General features: G+C 71.6%; 1 protein-coding gene. It reads right to left on the bottom strand.

The window, feature by feature from the left end; genetic code table 11:
- On the bottom strand, window positions 1-2,084 hold a 2,084-nt coding region (locus ACZ5CR_RS43955; RefSeq protein WP_468868918.1), incomplete at its 3' end, for a type I polyketide synthase.
- Window positions 2,085-2,093: the final 9 nt, after the last annotated feature.

The raw sequence follows: 2,093 nt of genomic DNA, 5'->3' as shown, positions 1-2,093 counted from the left end.
CCCACGACCACACCCGCCGCAGCCGAGTCACCCTCGGCCAACCGCTCAAGCCCGGAAAGCAACGCCTCACGGTCGCCACCGAGCACCACACCCCGGTGTTCAAAGCGCGACCGGGACAGAGCCAGGGAGTAACCCACGTCGGCGAGGCCCATGTCGGCGTGCGCCAGGAGGTGTTCGTGCAGCCGGGCAGCCTGTCCTCGCAGCGCCTCCGGGGTCTTCCCGGAGAGGACGAGCGGGACCACGCCGGAGACCACCGGAGACGACGCGGCAGGCGCGGCTTCCCCGTTCGGTGCGTCGACCGGGGCCTGCTCCACGATCACGTGCGCGTTGGTCCCGCTCACACCGAACGACGAGACGCCCGCGCGGCGCGGGGCGCCGCTCTCGCGGTGCGGCCAGGCCTGCGCTTCGGCGAGGAGTTCGACGGTCCCCGCCGACCAGTCCACCTCGTGGGTGGGCGCGTCCAGGTTGAGCGTCGACGGCAGCATGCCGTGCCGCATGGCCATCACCATTTTGATGACGCCGGCGACACCGGCGGCGGCCTGAGTGTGGCCGATGTTGGACTTCACCGAGCCGAGGAGCAGCGGCTGTTCAGCCGGGCGGTCCTTGCCGTAGGTGGCAATGAGCGCCTGTGCCTCGATGGGGTCGCCGAGAGGTGTGCCGGTGCCGTGCGCCTCGACGGCGTCGACGTCGGCGGGTGTCAGGCGGGCGCTGTCGAGGGCCGCCCGGATGACACGCTGCTGGGAGGGGCCGTTGGGCGCAGTGAGGCCGTTGCTCGCACCGTCCTGGTTGACGGCGGAACCCTTGACGACCGCGAGGACAGGGTGGCCGTTCGCGAGGGCGTCGGACAGGCGCTCCAGGACGAGCATGCCGACGCCCTCGCCCCAGCTTGTGCCGTCAGCGGCGGCTGCGAAGGGCTTGCAGCGGCCGTCGGGGGCAAGGCCGCGCTGGCGGCTGAAGTCGATGAAGGTGCCCGCGGTGGGCATCACTGTGACGCCGCCCGCGAGGGCCATCGTGCACTCGCCCTGACGCAGCGCCTGCGCCGCCAGGTGCAGCGCGACGAGGGAGGAGGAGCAGGCCGTGTCGACCGTGACCGCCGGGCCCTCGAGGCCGAAGGAGTACGAGATGCGGCCCGACGCGATGCTGCCGGAGCTGCCGGTGCCGAGGTAGCCCTCGACGCCCTCGGGGACGCTGGTGAGCTGTGACCCGTACTCGTGATAGATGAGACCGGCGAAGACGCCGGTGCGGCTGCCGTGCAGTGTCGCCGGGTCGATGCCTGCCCGTTCGAAGGCCTCCCAGGAGGTCTCAAGGAGAAGCCGCTGCTGCGGATCCATGGCAAGGGCCTCACGGGGCGAGATCCCGAAGAAGGCCGCGTCGAAGTCACCCGCGTCGTGCAGGAATCCGCCTTCGCGGGCGTAGCTGGTGCCGAGGCGTTCGGGGTCGGGGTCGTAGAGCGACTCGACGTCCCAGCCGCGGCCCGCGGGGAACTCGGTGATGGCCTCTTCCTCGTCGGTGAGCAGCCGCCACAGGTCCTCGGGATTATGTACGCCGCCCGGGAAGCGGCAGCTCATCGCGACGATGGCGATCGGCTCGTCGGCGCTGTGCACGACGGCCGGTGCGGTGGTCCGGGAGGCGCCCTGTACCGCGCTCTCGGGGAGCGCCCCGAGGAGCTCCGTCTCCAGGTGCTGGGCGAGGACCTTGGGCGTGGGGTAGTCGAAGATGAGGCTTGCGGGCAGGCGGAGTCCGCTGGCCGCGTTGAGGCGGTTGCGCAGTTCGACGGCGGTGAGCGAGTCGAAGCCCAGCTCCTTGAACGCCTTGGTGGCGACCACGTCCTCGGCGGAGGCGTAGCCGAGGACTGCGGCTACCTGAGCGCAGACGAGGTCGAGCAGGGCGCGGCCCCGGTTCTCGACGGGGAGCGCGGCCAGCTGGTCGGCGAAGGAGGTTCCGGCGGCCTTCTTGGTACCGCCGGAGGCGACGGCGCGCCGGGGCCGGTTGCCGCCCCCTCGGACGAGGGTGCGGAAGAGGTGGGGAACCTCACCGCCCGCGAACTGGACCCGCAACGCCTCGGGATCCAGCTTCATCGGCACCAACGCACC

It is taken from the genome of Streptomyces sp. NPDC031274 (assembly GCF_055570235.1).
This window is presented reverse-complemented; position numbering and strand designations above follow the sequence as displayed.